Annotated in this window: 18 protein-coding genes; 13 read left to right on the top strand and 5 right to left on the bottom strand. The window is 64.8% G+C overall.

From position 1 onward, the window contains the following. The first annotated feature begins 62 nt into the window (after positions 1-62). From OO306_RS17390 to OO306_RS17380, 3 genes are all read left to right on the top strand, one after another. Positions 63-1,373: a citrate-proton symporter gene (locus OO306_RS17390; RefSeq protein ID WP_027593447.1), complete on the top strand. Its 1,311-nt coding sequence runs from the start codon at positions 63-65 to the stop codon at positions 1,371-1,373. Then, on the top strand, positions 1,370-2,827 hold the full coding sequence (locus tag OO306_RS17385; protein ID WP_265969445.1) for an amidase: 1,458 nt from the start codon (positions 1,370-1,372) through the stop codon (positions 2,825-2,827). The genes OO306_RS17390 and OO306_RS17385 overlap by 4 nt, the downstream gene beginning before the upstream one ends. Positions 2,828-2,897: 70 nt before the next feature. Next, on the top strand, positions 2,898-3,671 hold the full coding sequence (locus tag OO306_RS17380) for an IclR family transcriptional regulator (protein WP_238213640.1): 774 nt from the start codon (positions 2,898-2,900) through the stop codon (positions 3,669-3,671). A gap of 61 nt (positions 3,672-3,732) precedes the next feature. Here the strand turns inward: OO306_RS17380 and OO306_RS17375 are convergent, their stop codons facing one another. After that, positions 3,733-4,647, bottom strand: a complete 915-nt coding sequence (locus tag OO306_RS17375) for a helix-turn-helix domain-containing protein (protein WP_265969444.1) — start codon at positions 4,645-4,647, stop codon at positions 3,733-3,735. A 177-nt stretch (positions 4,648-4,824) separates the two neighbouring features. Between OO306_RS17375 and OO306_RS17370 the strand changes: the two genes are divergently transcribed. The 4 genes from OO306_RS17370 (at position 4,825) to OO306_RS17355 (ending at position 9,108) form a co-directional block, all read left to right on the top strand. Beyond that, positions 4,825-5,652 (top strand): SDR family NAD(P)-dependent oxidoreductase, encoded by an 828-nt coding sequence (locus tag OO306_RS17370; RefSeq protein ID WP_238213644.1) that lies wholly within the window; start codon positions 4,825-4,827, stop codon positions 5,650-5,652. Beyond that, on the top strand, positions 5,649-7,367 hold the full coding sequence (locus OO306_RS17365) for an FAD-dependent oxidoreductase (protein WP_265969443.1): 1,719 nt from the start codon (positions 5,649-5,651) through the stop codon (positions 7,365-7,367). The genes OO306_RS17370 and OO306_RS17365 overlap by 4 nt, the downstream gene beginning before the upstream one ends. Further along, positions 7,367-7,696, top strand: coding sequence for an NIPSNAP family protein (locus OO306_RS17360; protein ID WP_265969449.1), 330 nt, complete (start codon positions 7,367-7,369; stop codon positions 7,694-7,696). Before OO306_RS17365 ends, OO306_RS17360 begins: the two co-directional genes overlap by 1 nt. A gap of 68 nt (positions 7,697-7,764) precedes the next feature. Next, entirely contained in the window at positions 7,765-9,108 is a 1,344-nt protein-coding gene (locus tag OO306_RS17355; RefSeq protein ID WP_099454304.1) for an aromatic acid/H+ symport family MFS transporter, read from the top strand. Between the two features lie 35 nt (positions 9,109-9,143). On the opposite strand, the gene OO306_RS17350 is transcribed toward OO306_RS17355, so the two are convergent. Both OO306_RS17350 and OO306_RS17345 read right to left on the bottom strand, forming a co-directional pair. Further along, a complete protein-coding gene (locus OO306_RS17350; RefSeq protein ID WP_027593440.1) occupies positions 9,144-10,055 on the bottom strand; it encodes a LysR substrate-binding domain-containing protein in 912 nt (303 codons plus the stop codon). 293 nt (positions 10,056-10,348) lie between these two features. Next, positions 10,349-11,005: an HAD family phosphatase gene (locus OO306_RS17345; protein ID WP_027593439.1), complete on the bottom strand. Its 657-nt coding sequence runs from the start codon at positions 11,003-11,005 to the stop codon at positions 10,349-10,351. A gap of 93 nt (positions 11,006-11,098) precedes the next feature. Here OO306_RS17345 and lexA point away from each other — a divergent pair, with 93 nt between their 5' ends. The 4 genes from lexA to OO306_RS17325 are packed head-to-tail and all read left to right on the top strand — an operon-like array spanning position 11,099 to position 16,838. After that, complete coding sequence (lexA, locus tag OO306_RS17340) at positions 11,099-11,716, top strand: transcriptional repressor LexA (RefSeq protein WP_085272942.1); 618 nt, start codon at positions 11,099-11,101, stop codon at positions 11,714-11,716. Then, positions 11,716-12,330, top strand: a complete 615-nt coding sequence (gene imuA / locus OO306_RS17335; protein ID WP_265969442.1) for a translesion DNA synthesis-associated protein ImuA — start codon at positions 11,716-11,718, stop codon at positions 12,328-12,330. Before lexA ends, imuA begins: the two co-directional genes overlap by 1 nt. 12 nt (positions 12,331-12,342) lie before the next feature. Next, positions 12,343-13,761 carry a DNA polymerase Y family protein gene (locus OO306_RS17330; protein WP_265969441.1) on the top strand — a complete coding sequence of 473 codons (1,419 nt, stop codon included), beginning with the start codon at positions 12,343-12,345 and terminating at the stop codon, positions 13,759-13,761. Then, positions 13,758-16,838 (top strand): error-prone DNA polymerase, encoded by a 3,081-nt coding sequence (locus OO306_RS17325; protein ID WP_265969440.1) that lies wholly within the window; start codon positions 13,758-13,760, stop codon positions 16,836-16,838. The genes OO306_RS17330 and OO306_RS17325 overlap by 4 nt, the downstream gene beginning before the upstream one ends. Before the next feature lie 143 nt (positions 16,839-16,981). On the opposite strand, the gene OO306_RS17320 is transcribed toward OO306_RS17325, so the two are convergent. Further along, on the bottom strand, positions 16,982-17,803 hold the full coding sequence (locus OO306_RS17320) for an aldo/keto reductase (protein WP_265969439.1): 822 nt from the start codon (positions 17,801-17,803) through the stop codon (positions 16,982-16,984). Next, entirely contained in the window at positions 17,791-18,696 is a 906-nt protein-coding gene (locus OO306_RS17315) for a LysR family transcriptional regulator (protein WP_027593433.1), read from the bottom strand. The genes OO306_RS17320 and OO306_RS17315 overlap by 13 nt, the downstream gene beginning before the upstream one ends. Before the next feature lie 139 nt (positions 18,697-18,835). On the opposite strand from OO306_RS17315, the gene OO306_RS17310 reads away from it, so the two are divergent. Together OO306_RS17310 and OO306_RS17305 are read left to right on the top strand one after the other, a co-directional pair. After that, positions 18,836-19,534: a CoA transferase subunit A gene (locus tag OO306_RS17310; protein ID WP_265969438.1), complete on the top strand. Its 699-nt coding sequence runs from the start codon at positions 18,836-18,838 to the stop codon at positions 19,532-19,534. A gap of 35 nt (positions 19,535-19,569) precedes the next feature. Continuing rightward, a complete protein-coding gene (locus OO306_RS17305) occupies positions 19,570-20,226 on the top strand; it encodes a CoA transferase subunit B (protein ID WP_265969437.1) in 657 nt (218 codons plus the stop codon). The last annotated feature ends 135 nt before the right edge of the window (positions 20,227-20,361 follow it).

Here is a 20,361-nt window from a genome sequence, read left to right as displayed (position 1 = left end):
CGCTGGAACCTGGGCGCGGCTGTGCCTGGGTCATCACCCAACAGATGAATGGAGTGTTCCCTATGCAGACTTCGAGCACAGGCGTGTCGCGTACCCGGCAGGTGGTCGCTGCCGTCATCGGCAATGCGCTGGAGTGGTATGACTTTATCGTGTACGGCTTCCTGGCGAGCATCATCGCCCGGCAGTTCTTCCCCTCCGACGACGAATACGCCTCGCTGCTGATGGCCCTGGCCACCTTCGGCGTGGGCTTTTTCATGCGCCCGGTGGGCGGCGTGCTGCTGGGCATGTACGCCGACCGCAAAGGCCGCAAGGCGGCCATGCAGATGATCATCCGCCTGATGACCGTGTCCATCGCCATGATCGCCTTTGCGCCCAACTACCTCGCCATCGGCATGGGCGCACCGTTGCTGATCGTGGTGGCGCGCATGCTCCAGGGCTTCGCTACAGGGGGCGAATACGCCAGCGCAACGGCGTTTCTGGTAGAAAGCGCACCCGCCCATCGCAAAGGCCTGTATGGCTCCTGGCAACTGGTGGGGCAGTGCCTGGCGGTGTTCTCGGGGGCGGCGATGGTGGCGTTGGTGACGCACCTGTGCACGCCTGAGGCGCTGGACAGCTGGGGCTGGCGAATCCCGTTCGTGCTTGGCCTGCTGATTGGCCCGGTGGGGCTGTGGATTCGCAAGCACATGGAAGAACCCGAAGAGTTCCTCGAGGCGCGTAAACAGGCCAAGGGCCAGGCGCCGGGCCTGTGGCAGGTACTGCGTGAACACCGCCGCAGCCTGCTGGTGTCGATGGGCCTGGCGTGTGGCGCCACGGTATCGTTCTACGTGGTGCTGGTGAACATGCCGACCTTCGCCCACAAGAACCTCGGGTTGCCGCTGGACCAGGTATTGCTGGTGCAGATGCTTGCGGTGGGGCTGATGACCGTGGTCATCCCGCTGGCGGGGGCCTTGTCTGACCGGCTGGGCCGGCGCCCGGTACTGATGGCCTTCACCCTGGCCTTCTTCGTGATGGTCTATCCGCTGTACGTGTGGGTGGCGGCGGCGCCATCGATCGAGCGCCTGCTGGTGATGCAGCTGCTGCTGTGCACCGCCATCGGCGGGTTCTTTGGCCCGGCGCCGACTGCCCTGGCCGAGCAGTTCCCGGTCGAGGTGCGTTCGACCGGGGTATCGGTGGCCTACAACGTGGCGGTGATGGTGTTCGGCGGCTTTGCGCCGCTGATCGTTACCTGGCTGAGCAAAGCCCTGAACACGCCGGTGGCGCCGTCGTTCTATGTACTGTTCGCTTGCCTGCTGACGCTGTTGGGCACCTACTGCCTGAAAGAAGCGCCGCGTGCGGGTAAAGCTGTCGCGTTCAACCTTGGAGTGAAACCGTGAAGCCGCTAGCCATCGACCCAATTGTAGCGCTGGATGCCGAGGCGTTGTCCCGCGCGATTCATGCCCGCCAAGTATCGTGCCGTGAGGTGATGCTGGCGTACCTCGCCCATATCGAGCGTTTCAACCCGCAGGTCAATGCGCTGGTGTCGCTGCGTTCGGCCGAGGCGCTGCTGGCCGAAGCCGATGAGCGCGACGGTGAGCTGGCGCGGGGGCAGTCAAGGGGCTGGATGCATGGCATGCCACAGGCAATCAAAGACCTGGCTGCCACGGCCGGGCTGCGCACCACCCTGGGCTCGCCGCTGTTCGCCGAGCAGGTGCCCGAGTACGATGCGGTCAGCGTGGCGCGGGTCAGGGCCAGTGGGGCGATCATCGTCGGCAAGAGCAACGTGCCGGAGTTCGGCCTGGGCTCGCAAAGCTACAACACCCTGTTTGGCACCACACTCAATGCCTACGACCCAAGCCGGGTGGCCGGTGGCAGCAGTGGCGGGGCCGCGGCGGCCTTGGCCCTGCGATTGCTGCCGGTGGCCGATGGCAGCGACATGATGGGCTCGCTGCGCAACCCGGCGGCGTTCAACAATGTGTTCGGCCTGCGCCCGTCCCAGGGGCGGGTGCCGCATGGGCCGGCGCCGGAGGTGTTCCTGCAGCAACTGGCCACTGAAGGGCCGATGGGGCGCAGCGTGGTCGATGTCGCGCGGTTGTTGACGACCCAGGCAGGCTTCGATGCACGGGTGCCGTTGTCGCTGAGTGGCGGCAAGGTTGATTTCGCTGAAGGGTTGCAGCGCGACTTCAAGGGCGCGCGGCTGGGCTGGCTGGGCGATTATGACGGCTACCTGCCGATGGAAGACGGGGTGCTGAGCTTGTGCGAGTCGGCCCTGGCGGATTTTGCCGAGCTGGGCTGCCAGGTCGAGGCCTGCCAGCCGGCCTTTGACTTGGCGCGCCTCTGGCAATGCTGGCTGACCCACCGCCACTTCCTGGTGCACGGCACCCTCGGCGCGGCCTATGCCGACCCCGGCAAACGTGCCCTGCTCAAGCCTGAGGCGCAGTGGGAAGTCGAGGGCGGTTTGCACCTGAGCGCGGCGCAGGTGTACCAGGCTTCGATAGACCGCAGTGCGTGGTACCAGGCCCTCGGCAGGTTGTTCGAACGTTACGATTTCCTGCTGTTGCCTTCGGCCCAAGTGTTCCCTTTCGATGCACAGCAGGCGTGGCCGAAGGCAGTCGCAGGGCGAACGATGGACACGTATCACCGCTGGATGGAGGTGGTAATCGGGCCGACCCTGGCAGGGCTGCCGAGCATCAGTGTACCGGTGGGCTTCAGTGCCATGGGGTTGCCGATGGGCCTGCAAATCATTGGCCCAGCCCAGGCGGACCACGCGGTGTTGCAACTGGCCCATGCCCATGAGCAACTGACCCGCTGGGTCGAACGGCGGCCGCCGCCGTGCTTGCAACTTGCGTAAAGGCCCTGGGCAGGCGCGGTTCTTGCTGTGCATGATGACCAACCCGCCAAGTGACAGGGAGGTCAGACACATGGGCAACATGACAGACAGTGGCGGCGTACGCTCGGTGGAGCGGGCGCTGGCCATCGTCGACTTGCTGGGCGAACACCAGGCATTGGGGCTTGAAGAACTGCATTACCTGACGGCGCTGCCCAAGGCCACGGTCTCGCGCATGCTCGCCACCTTGCAGGAGCAGGGTTGGGTTTACCGGGGCTTGAGCGACCGGCGCTATCGCCTGTGTGCCCGGCGCCTGTTCGGCGACCGCCAACTGCGCTTCAAGCGGCGCCTGGTGGAGCAGGCGGCGCCTTGGCTGCTTGAGCTGAGTGAACGCACCGGGCTGGTGGCAGACCTGTCGTGCTTCGATGGCGAGCGGCTGGAGGTGATGGAAAGCGCCATCCCTCAGGTGTTGCGCAAGCGCTACCCGAACAACTGCCAGATCGTCGGCCACCATGCCAGCCTGTTCCATTCGGCGATGGGGCGCGCGTGCCTGGGGGAGCTGGACGGCGACGAAGTGCAGCGCTTGGCCAGCCACCAACGGTTGGGTGATGACAGCCTGTTGCGCGATATCGAGGAGGATGCGCACAAGGGCTTTGGCCAGCGTACCGAGGGGCATTGGGAATACCCGGTGCGGTTGCCATTTCTGATCCGGGCGATCGCCTTGCCGGTGCGGGTCGAGGGGCAACTGGCGGGCAGCATCGCCCTGCATTGGCCGGTGGACCAGGCGCCGGTGGAGCGGGTGTTGAGCCTGCACCTGGACCGATTGGCGGCGACAGTGGGCCAGGTGCAGCATGCGCTAGAGGCTTGAAGAAACCTGTACTGGCGTCTTCGCGGGCAAGCCCGCTCCCACAGGGTGGAGACTCGCTGAATTAGCAGGGAGCCTGTGGGAGCGGGCTTGCCCGCGAAGGGGCCACCGCAGCCTCGCGAAACCCGCTCGGGCTCACCCCCGAGTGCTTGCGAAAAAACCGGCTGAAATACCCCACATCGACAAACCCCAGGTCATGTGCAATCTCTTTCACGCTGAGGCTTGAATGCCCCAGCGCCCGTTTGGCCTCCAGCACCAACCGGGCATTGATGACATTCATCGGGGTCATGCCTAGGTGTTCCTGGCACAGCCGCCCCAGCGTGGCCAACGTCAGCCCGAGTTCAGCGGCATAAGCCCCCAACGACCAATGCTCGCGAAAGTGCATGTCCACCAGTTCGCGAAACCCGGTCAGTTGCTGGCTGCGCCTGGACGGTAGGCGACGCCCGTCACCACTGGCCTGTGGTTCGTGGCGCAGCACCTGGATCAGCAGCGCCAGCAACAGCGACATGCTGCTGGCCACATGCTCGCGAGCGCGGTTGTGGTATTCCTCGTGCAGGGCGCGGCACAACGGCAGCAGAGGGTCTTCGTCGGCTTCCCAGCGGGGCAGGGCGATCACCTGGGGTTTGCGGAGCGTTGCCAGCAGGTTCGGCGCCAGTACCTGGGTGATGCTTTCCAGCGGGTGCTGCGCCGCCGTGATCACCTGGCCCTCGACCGCACCGGCCCAGTGGAAGCCATGCACCACCTGCGCCGGCACGTACACCACGCAGGGCGCCTGGGCCTGAATGCGGTCACTGTCGAACAGCACTTCACCGCCGCCGCGTTGCAGGTACAGCAACTGCAGCAGGCCCTCGTGACGGTGCGCGGCGATCTCCCAGTTGTGGGCACCGGAGCGTTTGGAGATCGACTCCACATGCAGCGACTCGTGCCACACCGGCTGAGCAGTCTCACCGTACAGGGCGTAATTGGGGATCTTGTTCATGGTGTTGTAATTGTTTTGATCGGTACCCGGCTACTGTGCCACAGCCGCTGAACAGGTTCAGGGGCGGTGCAGCAAATTGTCGGGAATGTGGGGCTGGTTGCAGGTTTTGTCCATTCTGCCCGGGTGCCTGTCAGCCCTAGGCTGTTCGCCAGATGAAGCGACACTCTGGAGAGCAGCATGCATAACAACAAGATTAGCGCTCACTGGCTGGGCCTGGATTCAGCCGTTTGTGTAGTGACCGGCGCGGCCGGCGGCATTGGCGCGGCACTGGCTGCCGCGTTGGTCGAACAGCAAGCCCATGTGGTGTTGCTGGACCGCGACCTGGGCAAGTGCCGTGAGCTGGCGGCCAGCTTGGGCGAGCACAGTGTCGGCGAGGTCAGCGCGCTGGGGTGCGACATCGCCGACCCCGATAGCGTAAGCCAGGCCGCCGCACAGGTGCAGGCGCTGCACGGCCGCTGCGATGTACTGATCAACAACGCCAGTGTGCTGCGCCCGGGTTCGCTCGACGTGCTGACCCTGGAGCAATGGAACCAGGTGTTGGCGGTCAACCTCAGCGGCTACCTGCTGTGTTCGCAGGCCTTCGGCAGCTTGATGCTTGCCCGAGGCCAGGGGCGCATCGTGCATGTAGCGTCGATCGCGGCCCATTACCCTCAACCCAACAGTGGTGCCTACAGCGCGGCCAAGGCCGGGGTCAGCATGCTGTCCCGGCAGATTGCCGTGGAATGGGGGCCGCGCGGGGTACGCAGCAACGCGGTGTGCCCGGGGTTGATCCGCACGCCGCTGTCGGCAGCGTTTTACGCGGACCCGCACATCGAACGCCAGCGCAGCGCCATGACCGCCAACCAGCGCATCGGCGAGCCGCAGGACATCGCCGAGGCGGTGCTGTTTCTTGCCAGCCCGCGTGCCGACTACATCAACGGCGCCGAGTTGACGGTCGATGGTGGGCTGGAGAGCATGCCCATGGCGTTGATCCCGCGCCCCGGTTTCGAGGGCGTACGCGCATGAACACACGCACCTGCGATGTACTGGTGGTGGGGGCGGGGGCCGGCGGCCTGGCGACGGCGATCACGGCGAAAAAACACGGCCTGGATGTGGTCGTCATCGAAAAGGACGACTGCTTCGGCGGCACCACGGCGTTCTCCGGTGGGGTGCTGTGGGTGCCGGGCAACCGGCATGGGATGAACGACAGCGCTGAGGCGGCGCTGACCTACCTGCGCAACGAAACCGGCGACTGTTTCGACGAAGTGGCGGTCAAGGCGTTTCTGCGTCACGGGCCAGACATGGTCGAGTTCTTCGAGCGCGAGACCGCCGTCAAATTCGTCCCCACGCTGTACCCCGACTATCACCCACACGTGGAAGGTGGCGTCGATGTCGGGCGCTCGATACTGGCAGCGCCCTACGACATTCGCGGCCTTGGGCCCGACATGGCACGCCTGCGGCCACCGCTCAAGACCATCACCTTCATCGGCATGATGTTCAATTCGTCGAATGCCGACCTCAAGCACTTCTTCAATGCCACCCGCTCGCTGACGTCGTTCGTGTATGTGGCCAAGCGCTTGCTGACCCACCTCAAGGAGTTGGCGCTGTACCGGCGCGGCACCCAGGTGACCAGCGGCAATGCCCTGGCGGCGCGGCTGGTGAAGTCTGCGCTGGACCTGGGCATTCCGATTTTGACCGGGACCCCGGCCAGGCACCTGTTGTGTGAAGGCAATCGGGTCACTGGCGTGTTGGCGAAACAAGGCGACAGCGAACTGCGCATCGAGGCGCGGCGCGGCGTGGTGCTGGCCTGTGGTGGGTTTTCCCATGACGTGCAACGGTTGAAGCAGGCCTACCCGCATGTGCGTCGGGGTGGCGAGCACTTTTCGCCGGTGCCAGCAGGCAACACGGGTGATGGTGCGCGCATGGCTGAAACGATGGGCGCCAAGGTCGATATCCGCCTGCAAGCGGCGGCGGCGTGGATGCCGGTGTCCAAGGTGCCGATGGGGGCAGGGCGATTTGTCGCGTTCCCCCATTTGCTCGACCGTTACAAGCCCGGTGTGATCGGCGTGCTGCGCTCGGGCAGGCGCTTTACCAACGAATCCAATTCCTACCACGACGTGGGTGCGGCCTTGATCGAGGCGTGTGCAGAGCAACCGGAAACCGCCATGTGGCTGGTCTGTGACCGACGCACCCTGGCCAAGTACGGGCTGGGTTTCGCCAAGCCCTCGCCGATGCCGCTGGGGCCACTGTTGCGTAACGGCTACTTGCTCAAGGGCAGCAGCCTCACCGAGCTGGCGCGCAAGGCCGGGATCGATGCCGCCGGGCTGGAGCAGGCCGTACGTGAGTACAACCTGGGCGCCGTTCAGGGTGAGGACCGCCAGTTTGGGCGAGGTACCACGCGTTTCAATCGCTACCTGGCCGACCCGCAGCACACGCCCAACCCGTGCGTGGCGCCAGTGGCCGAGGGGCCTTACTTTGCCGTGAAGGTGATCATGGGTGATCTGGGCACCTTCGACGGCATCCGCACCAGCGTGGTCGGCGAAGTGCTGGGTGCCGATCAGCAGGCCATCGACGGCCTGTACGCCGTCGGCAACGACCGCGCCAGCATCATGGGCGGCAATTACCCCGGTGCGGGCATCACCCTGGGGCCAATCATGACCTTTGGCTACATCACCGGGCGCCACCTGGCGGGCGTCGAACAAGGCCTGGCGACAGCGGGCAAAGCGCGGGAGGTTGCATGATGGACAAGCCTGTCGTCGATCACAGGGTCTACACCATCCGCCCACGTGGCATGGCGGCCTTTCTCGAAGCCTTCGACCGGCTGGCGATGCCGATTCTGCTGCGCCATCTCGGTGCGCCGCTGGCGTTCTACACCAGCAGCATCGGCCCGCTCAACCAGGTGGTGCACTTGTGGGGCTATGACAGCCTCGATGACTTCGAAAAACGCAGCGCCGCGCGGGACGCTGACCCGGACTTCGCAGCCTACCTGCAGGCCACCCGCGATCTGGTCGTGGCCCAAGAGACCCGGATCATCCGGCCTGTGCGGCTGCCCAGCCTCGTTCACCGGTAATGCTGCCTGGGCCGCATGGCGGCCCACTGCCGATGCACCTTCATAAAAACAACAACAGGTGATACCCCATGAACAACGCCATTGATGTGCGCCAACTGATCGACCAGCAACCCATCGGCCGCTACCAGAAATGGGTAGTCTTCCTGGGCTTTCTGATCATCGCCCTGGATGGGCTGGACGTCGCCCTCATCGGTTTCATCGCACCGCAACTGAAAAGCGATTGGGGCCTGGGCGCACAAAGCCTGGGCCCGGTGTTGAGCGCGGCCCTGATCGGCCTGGCGCTCGGGGCATTGATCGCCGGCCCCTTGGCCGACCGCTATGGGCGCAAGGCGGTCTTGCTGGGCAGTGTCCTGCTGTTTGGTGTGTGGACCTTGGCCTCGGCATTCTCGCCCGACCTCGAGACCCTTGTTGCCCTGCGTTTTCTGACCGGCCTAGGCCTGGGCGCTGCCATGCCCAATGCCAGCACCCTGGTCAGTGAATACGCGCCGGCGCGCAGCCGCTCGCTGCTGATCACCCTGGCCTTCTGTGGTTTCTCACTGGGTGCGGCGGCAGGCGGCTTTGTCAGTGCCTGGATGATCCCCAACCTGGGCTGGCGCAGCGTGCTGGTGCTGGGCGGCGTGCTGCCGCTGCTGACAGTGCCGTTGCTGTGCTGGCGGTTGCCCGAGTCGGTCACCTTCCTGGTCAGCAAGGGTGCTGACAAGCGTCGCATCCACGCCATCGTCAGCCGCCTGGCACCGGAGCGTGTCAACGCCGACAGCACCTTCATCGTACCGGCCAGCGCGCCCAGCAGTGGTGGGGCGATTGCGACCATTCTCTCGCCGCGCTACCGCTTTGGCACCTTGATGCTTTGGGCTGGCTACGTGCTGGCGCTGTTTCTGGTTTACCTGTTCAGCGGCTGGTTGCCCACCTTGGTCAAGGAGGGGGGCGGCTTCTCGGTAGCCGAAGCGGCCATCGTCACCGCCTGTTTCCAGATCGGCGGGCCGCTGGGGGCGATCTCGGTGGGCTGGGCCATGGACCGCTGCAACCCGCAACGGGTACTGATGCTGACCTTCTTGTTCAGTGGTGCGGTGATCTTCGCCATTGGCCAGGTGGCTGGGGATTTTGCCTGGCTGTGCGCGATTGCCTGGGCCGTGGGCTTTGGCCTCAATGGCGCGAGTGTGGGCATGAATGCTTTGGCGGCGGCGTTCTACCCCACCGAAGCGCGGGCGACCGGTGCCAGCTGGATGAGCGGCATCGGCCGCTTCGGCGCGATTCTCAGTGCGTTTGCCGGCGCCCAGATGCTGGCCATGGGCTGGAGCTTTGCACAGGTGTTCGCGTCGTTGCTGATCCCGGCGGTATTGGCTGCGCTGGCGGTGTTGTTGCAAGGGCGCCATGCCGGTTCAGGCCGGCGCGCCGCCCGGCAAGCGGTGTAAATGTCGCTGGAACATAAACACCTGCAGGCCTTCGTTCAGTTTTCGCGGCTGTACATTCTGCATTCAGCCAGTAACGCCAGCAGGTTCGGCTCTCGTTCCCGCGCCTTCAAAAACACCACGCCAATGTGCTGTTGCAGGCGATAGCGTGGTTGCAGGGCAATCAACTTCACCCGGTTCTCGTAGACCGCAGCGATTCGCCCTGGCAGCAGGGCAAAGCCAACGCCGGAGCTGACCATGCTCAGCAGGGTGAAGATATCGTTCACCTGCATGGCCACCTTCGGCTCGAACCCTGCCTGCTCGAATACCCGCGCACCATCACGGTGGGTGGCAAAGCCTTGGGTCAGGGTGATGAAGGTGGAGTCGGCGAGGTCGGCCAGGTCCACCTCGGCGTGTTCGGCAAAGGGCGAGTCGGTGGGGACGGCAAGGAAGATGTCGTCGGAGAACAGCGGCAATTGCTCGCAGGCGGGGTCGCTGACGCTTTCGTCCAGCGACACCAGGATGGCCTCCAGTTCGTGGTTTTTCAGGCGTTGCAGCAGGTCGACGTTCGAGCCCAGGGTCAGGTCGATATTGAGCGCGCTGCGGCGCAGTTTCAGGCCCATGACCAGCTTTGGCACGGTCTTTACCGTTAGTGAGTACAGGGCGCCCAAGCGGAAACGTTCGGCATAGAACCCCGCAGCCTCACGGGTCTGGCGGACCATCTGCTCGGCGTCCTGGATCAGCTGGCGGGCTTTTTTCTCCAGCACGTAGGCGCTTTCCAGCGGGATCAGTTGCCGGCCTTCGTGCTTGAACAGGGGGCAACGCAAGGCGCTTTCCAGCGAGTGGATGGCGCGGTGCACGCTGACAGCACTGGTGGATAGCTCGGCGGCGGCGCGGCCGAGGTTGCCACTGCGCATGAAGGCGAGGAAGGTTTCCAGCTTTTTGAGGGTCAGTTCTTCGTCGATGAGCATGGGCGGCCTGAGAGGTTGGGCTGCGGTTGAAGGTTAGAGCGTTGAGGTGTAGGGGTTGAGTGTTGTGGCGTTTGTGAGATCGAGCGCCGCCCGCGCGGCGCTTCGCAGCACAAGGCTGCTCCTACAATTTTTCGGGCCAATTATTCCTGAGGCGGTCGTGCGCAAATATCACAGGCCTCACTGGCCCGAAACAGATGTAGGAGCAGCCTTGTGCTGCGAAGCGCCGCGCGGGCGGCGCTCGATCTCACAGGCGCCATAAACCTCAAGGCATGCACCAGCGCATCCAGCACACCTCACCCCATCGATTCAATCAACGCCCACAACCGAGCATCATCAAAGTCCTCGATCACCAGCCCAGCCCCCGCGTCCATCAGGCGTTCGGCAGTCTGTGTAGTCGCAACCCCAACCGTAAATATCCCCGCACCACTGGCAGCCTTGACCCCGGGCAACGAGTCCTCGAAGGCCAGGGCCTGCCCGGCCTCGGCCCCGAGCCGCTGTAGCCCGGTGAGGTAGGGCAGCGGGTCCGGCTTGGCTCGCTCAAGCTCCTCGGCCACCAACACATGCTCGAAGCGGGCCTCCAGCCCCATGGCCTGCAACATGTGCTCGGCATTGAGCCGGGGGGCGTTGGTCACCACGCACATCCCCAGGCCACAGGCCTGGCCGTGCTCCAGCAAGCGCAACAGGCCGGGCATGGGCGCGAGCGACGGCGCCAGCGAGCGGAACAACGCCTCTTTGCGATCCGCCAGGGCCAGGCATTGCTGCGGGCTGGCATCGGCAAACAACTCGGCGAACAGTTCGCCGTTGGCCCGGCCACTGACCTGTGCATCGAACTGGGCCTGGCTCAGTTCACGGCCGTCATGCTCGCGCAGCAACTGGCGGAAAGCCTGCAGGTGCAGGGTATCGGTGTCGGTGAGGGTTCCGTCGAGGTCGAACAGCAGGGCAGTCAGCATCAGGTATCCAGGTATGAAAAATCACAAGCCCGACGATCATAACCAAAGCGGACGACGAAGGGGGCTGTTCAGTGTGTTGCGAAAAGAGTACAAATGTACTCCATGGACAATCTGACCCCCAAACGCCGCGCCATTCTCGAATTTATTCGTGAGCGCATTGCTGACCACGGCCAGCCACCGAGCCTTGCCGACATCGCCACGCGCTTCGGCTTCGCCTCGCGCAGCGTCGCGCGCAAACACATCACCGCCCTGTGCCAGGCCGGCCATATCGACGTCACGCCGAACCAGGCGCGAGGGATTCGCCTGGCTCAACCGCTGCGCCGCCCGGAAATCCTCGAAGTGCCGGTGCTGGGCCAGGTCGCGGCAGGTGCCCCGATCGGCCCGGACCTCGACATCCACGAGCAGTTGCTGCTCGACCCCAGCCTGTTCCGGCGCACACCCGATTACCTGTTGAAAGTGCGCGGCGACTCGATGGTCGATGACGGCATCTTCGACGGTGACCTGGTCGGCATTCGGCAACAGGGCGAGGCCCGTGACGGGCAGGTCGTGGTCGCCCGCCTGGACGGCGAGGTGACCATCAAGCGCTTGCAGCGTCAGCCTGGCGGTTACCGGCTGTTGCCGCGCAACCCGGCCTATGCGCCGATCGATGTGGGCCCTGAGCAGGAATTCTTCATTGAAGGCGTGTTCTGCGGCCTGCTGAGGCGCGACTGATGGGCGCGGTGGTCGATCTCGACAGGCTGCTCGACCAGCGTCAGGTCTGGCGCGGGCGGCAGGTTCAGGCCCGGCCCCTGGGGTTGCAGCCGACCGGGCATGCCGCGCTCGACCAATGCCTGCCCGAGGGCGGCTGGCCGGCCGCGGCGCTCAGCGAACTGTTGCTGGCCAGCCCAGGGTGCGGTGAGCTGCAACTGCTGTGGCCCTCACTGGCGCGCCTGACTGCAGAAGGTGGCCGCGTGGTGCTGGTAGCGCCGCCGTTCATTCCCTATGCCCCGGCCTGGCAGGCAGCGGGTGTGGATCTACGCTGGCTGGCCCAGGTTAGCGCCACGCCTGCCGACGCACTGTGGGCGGCTGAGCAATGCCTGCGCTCAGGCAGTTGCGCCGCCGTGTTGTGCTGGCCGGAGCGCGCCGATGACCGGGCACTGCGGCGCCTGCAGGTGGCCGCCGAGACCGGCCAGGCGCTGGCGTTCGCCTGTCGCCCACAGCAGGCGGCACACAACCCGTCGCCGGCCGCTCTGCGTATTGCCATCGACTCTCGGCCGGCACAGTGGCGTGTGCTCAAGAGCCGGGGCGGCATGCCGCCAGCGCTGCCCATCGCGCTGCCCGGCTGAGGCTGATGCATCATGCTCTGGGCCTGCATTCTGCTGCCACAGCTGGCGCTGGACACTGTTCTGCGCCAGCGTGACGACCCTGAAACGCCCCTGGTAGTGATTGGCGGCCCGACGCAGCGCCGTGTGCTACAGGCGGTCAACCCCGCTGCCGCAGCCCTCGGCCTGCGTGCCGGGCAAACCCTGACCACGGCGCGTGCCTTGGCCGATGGCTTCACCTGCGTAGAGGCCGATGACAAACGCATCGAGCAGTTGCAACAGCTGCTGGCAGCCTGGGCCTATCGCTTCAGCGCCCAGGTGAGCCTGCATTACCCAAGGGCTTTGTTGTTGGAGGTCGGCTCCAGCCTGCAGCTGTTTGGCCCCTGGCCGTTGTTCGAGGCACGCCTGCGCCAGGAGCTCAGCGCGTTGGGCTTGCGGCAGCGCATCGTGCTGGCCAGCAACCCGGTGGCGGCTCGCATGCTCGCCAACGGCCACGATGGCCTGGCGGTAACCTGTGCCGACGCCACCCGCGCCGTACTGGCACAGATGCCCATCGACCGTGTCGGCTTGCCGCTGGAGGCCGCCGAGGCCTTTGCCCGCATGGGGTTGCGCCAGTTGGGCCAGGTGCTGGCCTTGCCGCGCGACGCCCTGGCCAAGCGCTTTTCTGCGCAGGTCCAGTTGCACCTGGACCAACTGCTCGGCCTGCGCACCCTGGGGCTGGGCTTCTACCAGCCGCCGGACCGCTTCGAGTCGCGCCTGGAGCTGAACTTCGACGTGGAGTCGCACCAGGCGTTGCTGTTCCCGCTGCGCAGAATGCTCAACGACCTCGGCGCGTTCCTGGCTGGGCGCGATTGTGGCGTGCAGCGTTTTTGCCTGCACCTGGAGCATGCCGAAGGGCCGGACACGTTGCTCAAGGTTGGCCTGCTGGCGGCCGAACGTGACCCTGCCATGCTCTTCGAACTGGCAAAAGGGCGCCTGGAGCCGCTGCAAATCCCCGCCCCGGTACGCAACTTGCGCTTGGTCGCCGATGACCTGCCACCCTTCGTGCCCCAGCACCAGGCGCTGTTCGACCCCCGCGCCCAGCAGGCGCAGCCCTGGGAGCAGTTGCGTGAACGCTTGCGGGCACGGTTGGGCGACGAGGCCGTCAAGGGGCTGAGCGCCGAGGCCGATCACCGCCCCGAATGTGCCTGGCAAGCTGCGGAGCAGGGCGCACAAGGCAGCCTGCCGGTGTTGCCGGGTAGCCGCCCCGGCTGGCTTTTGCCGGCGCCCGTGGCGCTGGAGGCAGCCGGCCACCGTGTGCTGGGGCATGCCGAGCGCATCGAGTCGGGCTGGTGGGACGGGGGCGACGTGCGCCGTGACTACTACCGCATCGAAACCCGCGACGGCCTGCGCGGCTGGGCCTACCGCGACCTCAGCCAGCCAGGCCCTTTGTGGTTGCAAGGCTGGTTTGCATGAGCCGGTTCGGGTATGCCGAATTGCACTGCCTGTCGAACTTCAGCTTCCAGCGGGGTGCGTCGAGTGCCGATGAGTTGTTCAAGCGTGCGCGCGAGCAGGGTTATGACGCACTGGCGATCACCGATGAGTGCACCTTGGCCGGTATCGTCCGCGCCTGGCAGGCCGCCAAGGCGCACCAGCTGCGGCTGATTATCGGCAGCGAAGTCCGCCTGCAGGATGGCCCGAAACTGGTGCTGCTGGCGGAAAACCTCACCGGCTACCAGAGCCTGTGCGCGCTGATTACCCGTGCGCGACGGCGGGCGGAAAAGGGCGCCTATCAACTGTTCAGCGAGGACCTGCGCGAGCATCATCAAGGCTTGCTGGCGCTGTGGGTTGCCGAGGATGCCGACGACCCTGAACCCGGTGAGGGTTTGCGCACGCTGTTCGCCGAGCGGCTGTGGCTGGCCGTGCACCTGCACCGTGGCAGTGATGACGAGGTGCGGCTTGGCAAACTGCGCCAGCTGGCGAGCAAGGTCGGTATCCGCGCAGTGGCCTGCGGTGACGTGCACATGCATGCACGCGGTCGCCGTGCCCTGCAGGATTGCATGACCGCCATCCGCCAGCATTGCCAGGTTGCCGAAGCGGGTCGCTACCTGTACGCCAATGGCGAGCGTCACCTGCGCAGCCCTGAGCAGTTGCAGGAACTGTACCCGGCCGACCTACTGGCCGAGACCCTGGTCATCGCCGAGCGCTGCCGTTTCGACTTGAGCGAGCTGAAGTACCAGTACCCGCGTGAATTGGTGCCAGACAGCCACACCCCGGCGAGCTGGCTGCGCGAGCTGTGCGAGCGCGGCTTGCCGATGCGCTGGCCGGGTGGGCCGAGCGACAAGGTGCGCGAGGTGCTGGCAAAGGAGCTGGCGCTGATCGAGGAACTGGCCTACGAAAGCTATTTTTTGACCGTGCACGATATCGTCGCCTTTGCCCGCAGCCAGCATATCCTCTGCCAGGGCCGTGGCTCGGCCGCCAACTCGGTGGTGTGTTTCGTGCTGGGGATTACTGAACTGGACCCCATGGAGCACCGTTTGCTGTTCGAGCGCTTTCTGTCACGCGAACGCAATGAGCCGCCGGACATCGACGTGGACTTCGAGCACGACCGCCGCGAAGAGGTGATCCAGTATGTGTTCCGGCGCTATGGCCGGCACCGGGCCGCACTCACCGCCGTGGTCAACACCTACCATGCTGCCGGTGCGGTGCGTGATGTGGCGCGGGTACTGGGGCTGCCGGCCGACCAGGTGGATGCGCTGGCCAAGTGCTGTGGCCGCTGGAGTGATCGCATCCCCGATGCGCAACGCCTGGCCGAGGCCGGTTTCGAGGCCAGCAGCCCGTCGCTGCGGCGGGTGCTGGTTCTGGCCGGTGAGCTGATCGGTTTTCCCCGGCACCTGTCGCAACACCCTGGGGGGTTCGTCATCTCGCAGCAGCCGCTGGATCAACTGGTGCCAGTGGAAAACGCCGCCATGCAAGACCGCACCGTGATCCAGTGGGACAAGGACGACCTGGACATGGTCGGTTTGCTCAAGGTCGATGTGCTGGCGCTGGGCATGCTCAGTGCCTTGCGCCGTTGCTTCGACCTGCTGCAGCGCCACCGGGGCCGGCAATTGACGCTGGCAAGCATCCCGGGGGAGGACCCAGCCACCTATGCGATGATCAGCCGAGCCGAAACCATGGGCGTGTTCCAGATCGAGTCTCGGGCGCAGATGGCCATGTTGCCGCGGCTCAAGCCCGTCACGTTCTACGATCTGGTCATCGAGGTGGCCATCGTGCGCCCCGGGCCGATTCAGGGTGATATGGTCCACCCGTATTTGCGCCGGCGCCTGAAGCAGGAGCCCGTGACATACCCCTCGCCTAAATTGCAGGAAGTGTTCGAGCGCACGCTGGGTGTGCCGTTGTTTCAGGAACAGGTGATGGAGCTGGCGATGGTGGCTGCCGACTACAGCCCGGGCGAGGCCGACCAGCTACGCCGCAGCATGGCGGCCTGGAAGCGCCACGGCGGGCTGGAGCCGCACCGCGAACGGCTGATTCAAGGCATGTTGCGCAATGGTTACGAACTGTCGTTTGCCGAGCGCATCTTCGAGCAGATCAAGGGGTTTGGCAGCTATGGCTTCCCCGAGTCCCACGCGGCCAGTTTCGCCTTGCTGTGTTACGCGAGCAGTTGGCTCAAATGCCATGAGCCGGCCATTTTCACCTGCGCGCTGGTCAACAGTTGGCCGATGGGCTTTTACAGCCCCGACCAGCTGCTGCAGGACGCCCGTCGCCAAGGCGTCGAGGTGCGGCCGGTGGATGTGTTTCACAGCGAATGGGATTGCACGCTTGAACCGGTGGGTGAACAGGCGCTGGCCATACGCTTGGGGCTGCGGCAGGTCCGTGGTTTTGCCGAAGCTGACGCCCGGCGTCTGGAGCAGGCGAGGGCGCAACGGCCTTGGCGCGATGTTGAAGACTTGTGCCTGCGTGCAGGGCTCGACCACCGCGCCCGTGCCCGCCTGGCTGACGCCGGGGCCCTGAGGGCTTTGGCACGTGACCGTCATCAGGCGCGTTGGCAGGTGGCGGCGGTGCAGCCACAGTTGCCCTTGTTCGCCGAGGTCGAAGCGTTGCCCGAGGCCGTGGTAGCGCTGCCTGCACCGACTGTCGGCGAGGACCTGGTTGCCGACTACCAGACCCTGGGCACCACGCTTGGGCCCCACCCGTTGCGGCTGCTGCGCCCTCGTTTGCGAGCGTTGGGTTGCCGCAGTTCGCACGAGCTGTCAGCTGTCGAGCATGGCGACAACATTGCCGTGGCCGGGCTGGTGGTAGGCAGGCAACGCCCACAGACGGCCAGTGGGGTGACGTTCGTGACGCTGGAGGATGAGTACGGCATGGTCAACGTGGTGGTCTGGCGTGACTTGGCCGAGCGGCAGAGGCGGGCGTTGGTGGGGTCGCAATTGCTCAAGGTGAGCGGGCGGCTGGAGCAGGAGAACGGGGTGCGTCACCTGATTGCAAAACGGCTGGAGGATATCAGCCCCTTGCTGCAGGGGCTGGATGTGCGCAGCCGCGATTTTCATTAGCCTGCCAGCGTTGCCTGTTGCGTTAACTGTTGTAGGAGCAGCCTTGCGCTGCGAAGAGGCCGGCGATACCAGAGAAGATTCGCTGTGTTGTCACCGGCCTCTTCGCAGCGCAAGGCTGCTCCTACAAGGGTCGGGCAAGGGCTTCAGACCATCGCCAAGCGTTGCTTGCGGGTCGGTGCTGGGAATGCCCGGTCAATCGCTCGCAGGTCTTCGCTGCTCAGGGTCAGCAAGCCGGCCGCCGCATTCAGTCGCACATGCTCTGGGTTTACCGCCTTGGGAATGGCAATCACCCCCTCATCACGGGTCACCCAGGCCAGGCTGACCTGGGCCGGTGTCGCACCGTGGCGCTCGGCAATTTCGGCCAGCACGGGGTGCTGCAACAACTGCCCGGCCTGGGCCAATGGGCAATACGCCATGGTCGGCAAGGCGCGCTTCTGGCTCCACGGCAGCAGGTCGAATTCGATGCCGCGTTGCACCGGGTTGTACAGCACTTGGTTAGTGGCGCAATCGGGGTTGTGCAGTTCGCGCAAGTCATCGACATCGAAATTGGACACCCCCCAGCGTTTGATCTTGCCTTGTTCGCGCAAACGCTCGAACGCTTCGACGGTTTCCTCCAAGGGATGCTGGCCACGCCAGTGCAGCAGGTACAGGTCGATGCAGTCAGTGCCCAGGCGTTTGAGGCTACGCTCGCAGGCGGCAGGCATGCCGCGCTGGCTGGCATTGTGCGGGTAGACCTTGCTGACCAGAAACACCTGGTCGCGGCGCCCGGCGATGGCGTGGCCAACCACCTGCTCCGCGCCGCCCTCGGCATACATTTCAGCCGTATCGATCAGGCTCAGGCCCAGCTCGATACCTTGTTGCAGGGCTGCCACTTCGGCGGCCCGGCGGCCAGGGTCTTCACCCATGTACCACGTGCCCTGGCCAATGGCCGGCACCTTCGAACCTGCCAGTTTCACGTATCGCATGTCACCTCCGGGATCTGGGTATGGGAAAGCAGTACCTCGAGCAGCGCTTGCGCTGCGGTGGACAGTTTGTGCTCACTGAGCGCGATGACCCCCATGCGCCGCTCCACGGCGGGCTCGACCAGCGGCACGCAGCGGGCACCGAGCTCCTGCATCTGATTGATGCACAGCGCCGGCACCGCGCTGACGCCCAGGCCGCTGGCAACCATGCGGCCAACGGTCGACAGTTGATGGCTCTCGAATGCCACCGCCAGCTTGCCATGGCTGGCCGCGACGTTCTGTTCCATCAACAGGCGGACCGCCGACGGGCGTTGCAAGGCGATGAAGTCTTCGGCCAGCAGTTGCGTCCAACTGACCTGGGGCAGCCCGGCCAGTGGCGAGTCGGCGGGCACCACGGCGACGAAACGGTCCATGTACAGGGGGTAGAAGTCCAGGCCATCGGTGTTGTCCGGTTCGAAGCCGATGCCCAATTCGACGCGACGGTGGCGCACCAGTTCCTGTACCTGCTCGTTGATCACGTCATGCACGGTGACGTTGACTTTCGGGTAGCGCTGGCGAAACACCTTGAGCGCGTGCGGCAGCAGGTTACCGGCGAAGGCCGGTATGGCCGCCACCGAAACCCGCCCCAGTTGCAGGGTGAAACGCTGGCGCAGCATTTCTTCGGTGTCGTCCCAGTCGGCCAGCAGGCGCCGGGCCAGCGGCAGCAGCACCTCACCTTCGGCAGTCAGGCTGACACTGCGGGTGGTCCGGCTGAGCAGGGCGCCGCCGAGGTTTTCCTCAAGCGCCTTGATGGTCAGGCTCAACGCCGGTTGCGATACATGCAGGTGTTCACCGGCCTGGGCGAAGCTCTGGTACTTGGCCACGGCGACGAAGGCGCGGAGTTGCTTGACGTTCATGACGGCCCTGATCGTTGTTTTGAAAAAGTTATCAATCGATGATGAAAACAAAATTAACAAATCAGTCGACTAAGGTGAAGATGGGGCACACGCTCACCGACAGCCTCGTCGGTTCAACAACTACAAAAGGCGGATCAACATGGCCGGACTGGACAAGCGCGTAGCAACGTATGAAGAGGCCCTCGACGGCCTGACCGACAACATGACGGTATTGGCCGGTGGTTTTGGCCTGTGTGGCATCCCGGAAAACCTTATCAACGAGATCAAGCGCCGTGGCGTCAAGGGCCTGACCGTGGTGTCGAACAACTGCGGTGTCGACGGTTTCGGCCTCGGCGTATTGCTGCAAGACCGGCAGATCCGCAAGATGATCGCCTCCTATGTCGGCGAAAACGCCGAATTCGAACGCCAACTGCTCAGTGGTGAGCTGGAAGTCGAACTGACCCCACAAGGCACCCTGGCCGAAAAAATGCGCGCCGGTGGCGCTGGCATCCCGGCGTTCTACACCGCCACTGGCTACGGCACCCCGGTCGCCGAGGGCAAAGAGGTGCGTGAATTCAAGGGCCGCCACTACATTCTCGAAGAGTCCATCACCGGCGACTTCGCCATCGTCAAGGGCTGGAAGGCCGACCACTACGGCAACGTGGTGTACCGCAACACCGCGCAAAACTTCAACCCGCTGGCGGCCACGGCCGGCAAGATCACCGTGGTCGAAGTGGAAGAGATCGTCGAACCAGGCGTGCTGCTGCCCAGCGAGATCCACACCCCGGGTATTTTCGTTGACCGCGTGATTGTCGGCACCTTCGAAAAGCGTATCGAAAAGCGCACCGTCAAGGCCTGAGCGCCATCCTTCAGAACAACAAAGAGATCCTGACCATGGCACTGACCCGCGAACAGATGGCGCAACGCGTCGCCCGTGAACTGAAGGACGGCTACTACGTCAACCTCGGCATCGGCATCCCGACCTTGGTGGCCAACTACGTACCCGCTGACATGGATGTGATGTTGCAGTCGGAAAACGGCCTGCTCGGCATGGGCGAATTCCCTACCGAGAGCACGATCGATGCCGACATGATCAACGCCGGCAAGCAGACCGTCACCGCCCGCCGTGGCGCGTCGATCTTCGATTCGGCGCAATCGTTCGCCATGATCCGCGGTGGCCACGTCGACCTCACCGTGCTCGGCGCCTTCGAAGTGGATGTGCAAGGCAACATCGCGTCGTGGATGATCCCCGGCAAGTTGGTCAAGGGCATGGGCGGCGCCATGGACCTGGTGGCCGGTGCCGACAACATCATCGTGACCATGACCCACGCGTCGAAGGACGGCGAGTCCAAGCTGCTGCCGCGCTGCAGCCTGCCGCTGACCGGTGCCGGTTGCATCCGCAAGGTGCTGACCGACCTGGCCTACCTGGAAATCGACAATGGCGCCTTCATCCTGCGCCAGACAGCACCGGGGGTGAGCGTTGAAGAAATCATCGAGAAGACCGCCGGCAAGCTGATCGTGCCGGATGATGTGAAAGAAATGATCTTCTAATCCGCAAGCGGGTCATTCAACCTGTAGGAGCAGCCTTGTGCTGCGAAGAGGCCAGTGACAACACAGTGATTCTTCGCTGCTGCCACTGGTCTCGTCGCAGCACAAGGCTGCGCCTACAGGTTTTTTGCGTTGCTG

The sequence above is a fragment of the Pseudomonas sp. DCB_AW genome, from assembly GCF_026240895.1.
GTDB lineage: Bacteria > Pseudomonadota > Gammaproteobacteria > Pseudomonadales > Pseudomonadaceae > Aquipseudomonas > Aquipseudomonas kermanshahensis.
This window is presented reverse-complemented; position numbering and strand designations above follow the sequence as displayed.

Excerpts from the sequence above, each read along its gene's own strand:
- OO306_RS17390 (WP_027593447.1), top strand. The coding sequence starts at position 63 with ATGCAGACTTCGAGCACAGGCGTGTCGCGTACCCGGCAGGTGGTCGCT.
- OO306_RS17380 (WP_238213640.1), top strand. The coding sequence starts at position 2,898 with ATGGGCAACATGACAGACAGTGGCGGCGTACGCTCGGTGGAGCGGGCG.
- OO306_RS17375 (WP_265969444.1), bottom strand. The coding sequence starts at position 4,647 with ATGAACAAGATCCCCAATTACGCCCTGTACGGTGAGACTGCTCAGCCG.
- OO306_RS17370 (WP_238213644.1), top strand. The coding sequence starts at position 4,825 with ATGCATAACAACAAGATTAGCGCTCACTGGCTGGGCCTGGATTCAGCC.
- OO306_RS17365 (WP_265969443.1), top strand. The coding sequence starts at position 5,649 with ATGAACACACGCACCTGCGATGTACTGGTGGTGGGGGCGGGGGCCGGC.
- OO306_RS17360 (WP_265969449.1), top strand. The coding sequence starts at position 7,367 with ATGGACAAGCCTGTCGTCGATCACAGGGTCTACACCATCCGCCCACGT.
- OO306_RS17355 (WP_099454304.1), top strand. The coding sequence starts at position 7,765 with ATGAACAACGCCATTGATGTGCGCCAACTGATCGACCAGCAACCCATC.
- OO306_RS17350 (WP_027593440.1), bottom strand. The coding sequence starts at position 10,055 with ATGCTCATCGACGAAGAACTGACCCTCAAAAAGCTGGAAACCTTCCTC.
- OO306_RS17345 (WP_027593439.1), bottom strand. The coding sequence starts at position 11,005 with ATGCTGACTGCCCTGCTGTTCGACCTCGACGGAACCCTCACCGACACC.
- lexA (WP_085272942.1), top strand. The coding sequence starts at position 11,099 with ATGTACTCCATGGACAATCTGACCCCCAAACGCCGCGCCATTCTCGAA.
- imuA (WP_265969442.1), top strand. The coding sequence starts at position 11,716 with ATGGGCGCGGTGGTCGATCTCGACAGGCTGCTCGACCAGCGTCAGGTC.
- OO306_RS17330 (WP_265969441.1), top strand. The coding sequence starts at position 12,343 with ATGCTCTGGGCCTGCATTCTGCTGCCACAGCTGGCGCTGGACACTGTT.
- OO306_RS17325 (WP_265969440.1), top strand. The coding sequence starts at position 13,758 with ATGAGCCGGTTCGGGTATGCCGAATTGCACTGCCTGTCGAACTTCAGC.
- OO306_RS17320 (WP_265969439.1), bottom strand. The coding sequence starts at position 17,803 with ATGCGATACGTGAAACTGGCAGGTTCGAAGGTGCCGGCCATTGGCCAG.
- OO306_RS17315 (WP_027593433.1), bottom strand. The coding sequence starts at position 18,696 with ATGAACGTCAAGCAACTCCGCGCCTTCGTCGCCGTGGCCAAGTACCAG.
- OO306_RS17310 (WP_265969438.1), top strand. The coding sequence starts at position 18,836 with ATGGCCGGACTGGACAAGCGCGTAGCAACGTATGAAGAGGCCCTCGAC.
- OO306_RS17305 (WP_265969437.1), top strand. The coding sequence starts at position 19,570 with ATGGCACTGACCCGCGAACAGATGGCGCAACGCGTCGCCCGTGAACTG.